Source organism: Paenibacillus helianthi (assembly GCF_001909055.1).
Classification (GTDB): domain Bacteria; phylum Bacillota; class Bacilli; order Paenibacillales; family Paenibacillaceae; genus Paenibacillus_AQ; species Paenibacillus_AQ helianthi.
Map to the genome: position 1 here is coordinate 1 of NZ_LVWI01000102.1, position 7,061 is coordinate 7,061.

At 49.8% G+C, this 7,061-nt stretch carries 9 protein-coding genes; 3 read left to right on the plus strand and 6 right to left on the minus strand.

Features of this window, described 5'->3' with window-relative positions; translation table 11 throughout:
* Positions 1–209 (minus strand): hypothetical protein (locus A3844_RS29900; RefSeq protein ID WP_143192205.1); only part of this gene is annotated, 209 nt, incomplete at its 3' end.
* A 25-nt stretch (positions 210–234) separates the two neighbouring features.
* Positions 235–1,179, minus strand: a complete 945-nt coding sequence (locus A3844_RS29905) for a tyrosine-type recombinase/integrase (RefSeq protein ID WP_074087472.1) — start codon at positions 1,177–1,179, stop codon at positions 235–237.
* 162 nt (positions 1,180–1,341) lie between these two features.
* On the opposite strand from A3844_RS29905, the gene A3844_RS29910 reads away from it, so the two are divergent.
* From A3844_RS29910 to A3844_RS29920, 3 genes are all read left to right on the plus strand, one after another.
* Complete coding sequence (locus A3844_RS29910; protein ID WP_074109404.1) at positions 1,342–2,751, plus strand: NAD-dependent malic enzyme; 1,410 nt, start codon at positions 1,342–1,344, stop codon at positions 2,749–2,751.
* A 105-nt stretch (positions 2,752–2,856) separates the two neighbouring features.
* On the plus strand, positions 2,857–3,399 hold the full coding sequence (locus A3844_RS29915; protein WP_074109405.1) for an ATP-binding protein: 543 nt from the start codon (positions 2,857–2,859) through the stop codon (positions 3,397–3,399).
* 112 nt (positions 3,400–3,511) lie between these two features.
* Positions 3,512–3,955, plus strand: a complete 444-nt coding sequence (locus A3844_RS29920) for a GNAT family N-acetyltransferase (protein WP_074109406.1) — start codon at positions 3,512–3,514, stop codon at positions 3,953–3,955.
* Between the two features lie 86 nt (positions 3,956–4,041).
* Here A3844_RS29920 and A3844_RS29925 read toward each other — a convergent pair whose 3' ends face one another.
* The 4 genes from A3844_RS29925 to A3844_RS33255 all read right to left on the minus strand — a co-directional run.
* Positions 4,042–4,845: an ABC transporter permease gene (locus A3844_RS29925; protein WP_143192206.1), complete on the minus strand. Its 804-nt coding sequence runs from the start codon at positions 4,843–4,845 to the stop codon at positions 4,042–4,044.
* Positions 4,842–5,672: an ABC transporter permease gene (locus tag A3844_RS29930; protein ID WP_074087467.1), complete on the minus strand. Its 831-nt coding sequence runs from the start codon at positions 5,670–5,672 to the stop codon at positions 4,842–4,844. Before A3844_RS29930 ends, A3844_RS29925 begins: the two co-directional genes overlap by 4 nt.
* 20 nt (positions 5,673–5,692) lie before the next feature.
* Positions 5,693–6,508, minus strand: coding sequence for an ABC transporter ATP-binding protein (locus A3844_RS29935; RefSeq protein ID WP_074087466.1), 816 nt, complete (start codon positions 6,506–6,508; stop codon positions 5,693–5,695).
* A 311-nt stretch (positions 6,509–6,819) separates the two neighbouring features.
* A partial coding sequence (locus tag A3844_RS33255; protein ID WP_208619429.1) for a hypothetical protein occupies positions 6,820–7,061 on the minus strand: 242 nt, incomplete at its 5' end.

Genomic DNA, 7,061 nt, shown 5'->3' on the forward strand with positions numbered 1-7,061 from the left:
ACATAATACCCTGCTGATTGAATTCCTTCTAGTATTTCAGAAAATTCCTGATCAGAAAAAAATTCATTATTTTCGGAATAATCAAAAGGCTGGTTATTGAATATTCTAGTTTTAGAACGTGAATTAGTCAGAAGTGCAATCTCATAGTACTTTTGAATATGCTGAGCTTTATCTTTCATATCGTTAACTAAATTATAAATCCCTTCCATATAAGAACCCCCAAATAATTCATAGTTATTTGGAGGTCTCCAGCCGGTTTCTGGGGTTGAATTGGGAGAGGACGTCCCGCTTTCGTTTGACTGAGACCTCGGTGTAGATTTCGGTGGTGCTTACGCTGGAGTGGCCGAGGATTTCCTGGACGGCGCGGAGGTCGGCTCCGTTCTCCAGCAGCTGAGTGGCGAATGAATGCCTGAGGTAGTGAGGCGTTGCCTTTTCGTTAATGCTGGCTAACTTTCTGTATTTGGCAAAAATATCTTCAACTCCGTAAATCGATAAGGCCTGGCCGTATTTATTAACGAACAAGGTATCGTTCTTCGGACGGAACTGCTCTCTGATCTCCATCCAGTCGTTGAGCTTGCCGATTAGCTCGGAGCTGGACAGATAGAGCAGCCGCTCTTTGCGCCCTTTGCCGAAAATAACAACCACCTGATTCTTTAAGTCGATATCCTGCAGATGAATTTGTGCAAGCTCTCCAATACGAATGCCGGTTGAAAATAATAAATCGATAATGGCATCGTTGCGGATGGACAGACGGGTGCGAAACGGCGTGGTCAATTGCTTCCGGTCGATCAACGGAGATTGCAGCAAGCGTTCAATTTCTTCAACGGCCAGTGTCTTGGGAATTCTTTTGGCGGTTTTGAACTTTTTCCCGAAGTTGTGGAGCGGGGATTGTTCAATCCAATTTTTATGGACCAAAAATAAAAAAAATGACTTAATCGATATGTACTTTCTCTTGATCGTGGAATCCTTAAGCATGCCTGCACTGTTGAAGCTGTGGAAGTAATGATGGAGGATGTCGCTTGTAATAGCGTCCACCTCATTTTCGGTTAACCAGTTGTGGAGCATGTTAAGGTCGGACATGTAGGCTTTGATGGACTTCGGGGAGAGGTTCTTTTCAATAATCAAAAAGGATACATATTTCTCTAAGTATTCAGTGAATTCGGATACGGAAACGGCCAATGCTATTCCTCCTGGATGTATAGTTTCTAAGGTCAGATGTTCAGATTATATCAAAGGCAACCGGTAAAACGTGGGAATCCGAAATTTAAGAATACAATTATGTATAAAGTGTGAACTGTAGTATATTGGACATAGATTGCTTAGATCAAGGAGGGTAACTCTATGTCGATTGCAACAACGATGATTATCCGGCTGGAAATCCGCAAGTCGGTTGCGACCTTTGGGGATGTGGCTTCGAGGCTGGCTGCGGTTGGTGGCGATATTGTGGCCATTGACGTGATTCGCGCAGGCAAGGATGTAACGACGCGGGATATTACGGTAAATGTGCAGGATGCTTCAAATGACAAGATTATAACGGTACTTACAGACATGCCGGGGATTAAAGTCATCAATGTATCGGACAGAACCTTTCTTGCTCACATCGGCGGCAAAATTGAGATCACCCCAAAGATGCCGATCAAGAACCGTGAGGATCTGTCGCTGGTCTACACACCTGGTGTGGCGCGTGTCTGTATGGCTATTGCTGAGGACCCGGGGAGAGCCTATTCACTAACGATGAAAAGAAATACGGTAGCTGTCGTTACCGACGGCACCGCGGTACTGGGTCTCGGCGATATTGGGCCGGAAGCGGCGATGCCTGTGATGGAAGGCAAAGCGATGCTGTTCAAGCAGCTGGCAGAGATCGATGCTTTTCCGCTATGCCTGAATACCAAAGATCCAGAGGAGATCATTCGTATTGTGAAAGCGGTTGCTGCCGGGTTTGGTGGGATTAACCTGGAGGACATCAGCTCTCCCCGCTGCTTTGAGATTGAACGGCGGCTGTCCGCTGAACTGGATATTCCGGTGTTTCATGATGATCAGCATGGGACGGCAGTTGTAGCTTTGGCCGGTCTGTTGAATGCGCTAAAAGTGGTTGGGAAAAGAGTAGAGGATTGCCGGATTGTCGTTGTTGGCATCGGAGCAGCAGGCGTTTCGATCTGCCGTCTGCTGCTGGCAGCGGGTGCACAGAAGATCTATGCTGTTGACCGGACAGGCATTCTGCACAAGGAGCAGAGTTATGACAATGCGGAGTGGAGCTGGCTTGCCGGGGCAACCAATCCTGAGGGGCTGACTGGAGGACTGACGGAGGCCATACGGGAGGCGGATGTGTTCATTGGCGTCTCTAGCGGAGGCATCCTGAAAGTAGAGCATGTTCAGAGTATGGCGGAGGATAACATCGTGTTCGCCATGGCTAACCCGACCCCTGAGATTGAGCCGGAGCTGGCCGAGCCCTATGCCCGGGTAGTGGCTACCGGAAGAAGTGATTATCCGAATCAGATCAATAATGTGCTTTGCTTTCCCGGGATTTTTCGCGGGGCACTGGATTGCAGGGCCAAAACGGTCAATCTGGAGATGAAGCTGGCTGCTGCGCAGGCGATTGCTTCTGTAGTTCACCCGGATGAGCTAAATGAGCAATATATCATCCCGAGTATTTTTAATGAGAAAGTGGTCGAAGGGATACGGGACGCGGTGATTCGGGCCGCAATCGCAACGGGTATCGCACGGAGAATTCCACCAGACATTTCGGAGTGAGACCGGATATAGAAAAAAGGTACAGTGAGAAGTATCGCTGTATCTTTTTTTGAATATATGCATGATTTGTTACACGGTCTACTTAATGCATATATAGGAGGGTACATGTACAGCAAAATTCATATTTTGGGAGCGTCAGGCTCTGGAACCAGTACATTGGGCCGGGCTTTGGCTGAGCATCTGCCACATTTGCATTTGGACAGCGATGATTATTTCTGGGCGCATAAATATACCAAACAGACGGAGATTAATGAAAGGCTGCGTACGATCCACCGTGATCTCGACCAGAAGGAGCCATGGATATTGTCTGGTGCCGTTTGTGGTTGGGGTGACGGGCTTCGTCCCTGGTTTGATCTGGTTGTATTTCTGTGGATTCCCGGGGAAATCCGGCTCGAACGCCTGCGAGCAAGGGAAGCTTTGAGGTATGGTGCGGAAATTCTGCCTGGCGGCAGCATGTTCGATGAGGTACAGACCTTTATGGAATGGGCGGCTTTGTACGATACAGCGGGTCCGGAAGTCAGAAGCAGAATTCTTCATGAGGAATGGATGTCACAGCTGCAATGTCCTGTATTGAGACTGGAAGGGGATATGACTGTCGAAGAGCGAGTGGAGGCTGTGCTTAAAGAATATAATGCTGCTGGAACGTGAGCTGCGGCGAAGGGGATTCAAGGGCAGAAGGATGCTTCATCCCCAGAATGGAAAGCTATATATGTATGAAAAAGAATAGCTTGATCAATTAACAGAAAGCGGGGGCCTGCATATGGTCACTATTAAAGAAATTGAATTCGAATCCCTTGATGCACTGAACAAGCTCTACCATGAGCTGATCGACCGTCCTTCGGACCCGAAGAAGCTGGAGGAGGTATTTCGTTCAATTCAGGCGGATAGCCGTTACATACTGTTGGGCGCTTATGTGGACGGGGAACTGCTGGGTTCAATGATGGGCATCGTGTGCCAGGATCTCGTTGGCGATTGCCGGCCGTTTATGGTGATTGAGAATGTGGTTGTCTCTTCCCGGGCACGGCGCCAAGGCCTCGGCAAAAAGCTTATATCTGCCCTGGAGTCCATCGCTCACGAAAAAGAATGCTATTACATCATGTTCGTCTCGGGTGAGAAGCGTAAGGAAGCGCATGTCTTTTATGAGTCGATGGGCTACCGGGAGGAAAAGGTGGAGGGATACCGCAAGCATTTGAGCTCACATTAGTTAAAAACTTGCGGTTCTTTCACCAGCTTATTTGCTATGAACCTACAGGGGGGCGATTATGGTTTGAATAGCATACTCTCGAAACATCAGCTCCCCGTGCTCTTATAATGCCTTACCCCAAAACGCCAGACCAGCAGCGACACGCCCAGGAACACAGCTCCGGCGGGAAGGGACAGATAGCCTAGCCACTCAGGATAACCCCAGCCGCACACCGTGGCCGCAGGATAGAAGCTGATAAACAGCATAGGCAGCACAAAGCTGAACATGGACTTCAGCGCCTTAGGCATGTAGGGCTCGGGGCAGCGGGTGATTTGATAGCTGGCATTGGTCAGGATATAGATCCAGTCCAGGCCTTTGATGGTAAAGAATGCGAGCCCCGAGGTAAGCACGAATACCCCGCAATACATAATGCACCCGCCTGCCAGGGCCATGGTCAGAATGCCGATCTTCCCCAAGGTTAGTGAAACGCCAAGCTCTGAGAGCGCCCAGCCTGCCGCGCAGATTCCCGTGATGGGACGGACCAGACGGTGCAGATGGAACCTGGACGCTGCGACCTGGACGAACAGGGAGCGGGGACGGAGTAGCAATCTGTCAAAGTCACCGGAGCGCAGCATCTGCCAGGGAAAATAATCAAAGCCGCGGCATAGGCTCTCCGCAAGTCCAAAGGAAGCTACAGCCAGTGAGTAGACCAGAATAATATGGGCTACAGTCCATTCTCCGATATTGCCGAAGCGTGAGAAGAGCAGCACGGTGGCGATGGGGTCCGAAATGACAACAACAAGCACCTGGATCAGCATCAGCCACCAGCCTTTATATTCCATCCCCGACAACAGATGCATCCGCAAATATTTGAAATAGATTTTGCCTTCAGCAATCATCCTTTGGTTCACCCTCCCTGCACGATAATACTTTTTAGCTTGCGGGTCATGATGGAACGTCCGGCGAATATAAAGAGAGCACTCCAAAAAAGCTGTAACCCGATTGCAGGCAGGGCACCCGATGGCGCGAGACTGCCGATATACAGCTGAACCGGTATATCTGCGAACCCGCCAAAGGGCTGGAGATACAGAAAGGTCTGCATAAAGTCAGGCCAGAGACGGAGAGGAAGATAAGTGCCGGACAATATCCCGCTGAACAGCAATAGCATATACGTTGGGCCATCACCCCAGGTGATGTTCAAACGTATAGCGGTGACGAACATGGCAAAGGCGGAGCACAGCACAAAGGCCATCACAACTGACAGAAGAAAACAGGCAAATCCAAGAGCAGATGCAGGAGCTCCCAGCGCGTAGCTGACAGGCATCATCAATCCGGCCAGGATGGTGGCGAGGCTGCGGAGCCAGGAGGTTCCAAGCTTGCCTGCTGAGCTTTTGACGAACCAATGCGTGTACAGATTCATCGGGCGGCACAGCTCCACACCGACATCACCGTTGTTGATTTTGGCCATAATCTCGCCGTCAATATTCATGGATTGCAAGATAAACAGGCCTTGAGCCAGCCATACGTAGGATATGGTTTGGGATAAGGATAGACCGTTATTATTCCAGGCTCCGTTATCGCTGTATGTATAAAATACGGTGAACAGTACGCACTCCAGGAAACCCCAGAAGACACTTACAAACACGCCGGATATAGCAGAAGCCCGGTATTGCAGCCCTTCGGCCATACGGATGCGGAAGAGGGAACTGCTGGCCTTACAGGTATTCCGAAAATTCATTTCACACCTCCTAAAAGTTGTTATACCAGCGACAGGTCGTTATACATCGCAGCGATCATGGCATCCGTATTCACCTTCATAATCACTTCTGGAGCATATTTCTCCTGCAGGCCGCCAAGCGGTCCGTCGTACAGCAGTTGTCCGTGCCCTATGACCATCACCCGTTCACAGAGCGCTTCAATGTCGTCCATATCATGGGTGGTCAGCACCATGGTTACCCCGTACTTGCGGTTTTCCTCCTTCAAAAAGTTCCGGAGCGCAAGCTTGGATACCGCATCGAGGCCGATGGTAGGCTCATCCAGGAAGAGGATTTTGGGCCGGTGCAGCAGGGCAGCCACCAACTCGCAACGCATCCGCTGCCCAAGCGAGAGCTGCCGCACTGGCGTCTTTAAAAGCGCTTCCACACCAAGGGTTGCCGTCAGTTCGGCAAGTCTTGTCTTGTAATCACCCGGGGGAATGGCATAGATATCTTTGAGCACATCAAAAGAGTCGGCCACCGGTACATCCCACCATAGCTGGGAGCGCTGCCCGAACACGACACCGATTTTGGACACATGCTCTACACGGCTCTTCCAGGGAACCTTGCCCATAATGGTGCACTCACCGCTGTCTGGTGTAAGGATGCCGCTCATCACCTTGACCGTAGTGGATTTGCCGGCACCGTTAGGCCCGATGTACCCGACAAGCTCACCTTGATTAATCTCAAAGCTGATTCCCCCAAGCGCTTCCACTTGAGTCACATTGCGCATAAAAGCTCCCTTCAGCAGCCCCCACTTTCCTTCGGGCCGTTTGTACACCTTGAACGTTTTTCGGATATCTTTGACTTCAATTTGCATCTAGTGCACCTCCTTCGTGCAGAAGATCATAACATTGTCGATGGCTGAGTTAAAATGGAATTACGCCCTCTGTTGATCCAACTTTGCCGCTGTGGTGGGGATATGCTATTGATTTGCTTCAATTTCCATAAAAATGCTTGCTATCTTGACATTTCCGTGCTATATTAATTTTATAGTTAACGCAGGAAAAATGAGTTTTATTTTACATGTATATCTCAAATATGCTCTTTACTACCGGTGATGATTTCACCGGTTTTTTGTGTGCGCCTCACAGTCGCACTATCTAGGTGGTTCAAATCCACCCGGTGACTTTACCCTTTAAAGTGCCGTAGCCGAAGCAGACTTCCGGCAACCGAAGGTTGCCGGAAGGGCAGGGTGTCTTCCGTAAGGAAGAATCCGAAGGGCCTGCAGGCAAAGTCCAGCCCGGAATGCAGTGAACCAGAGGTGGCGGCGATGCTGGGTGACCCGCCGTAAAAACGGGGAAACCTATACGAAATCGTATATCTTACAGGAAAACACACAAAGGGAAATGACCTGCAAGACTCATCGACGT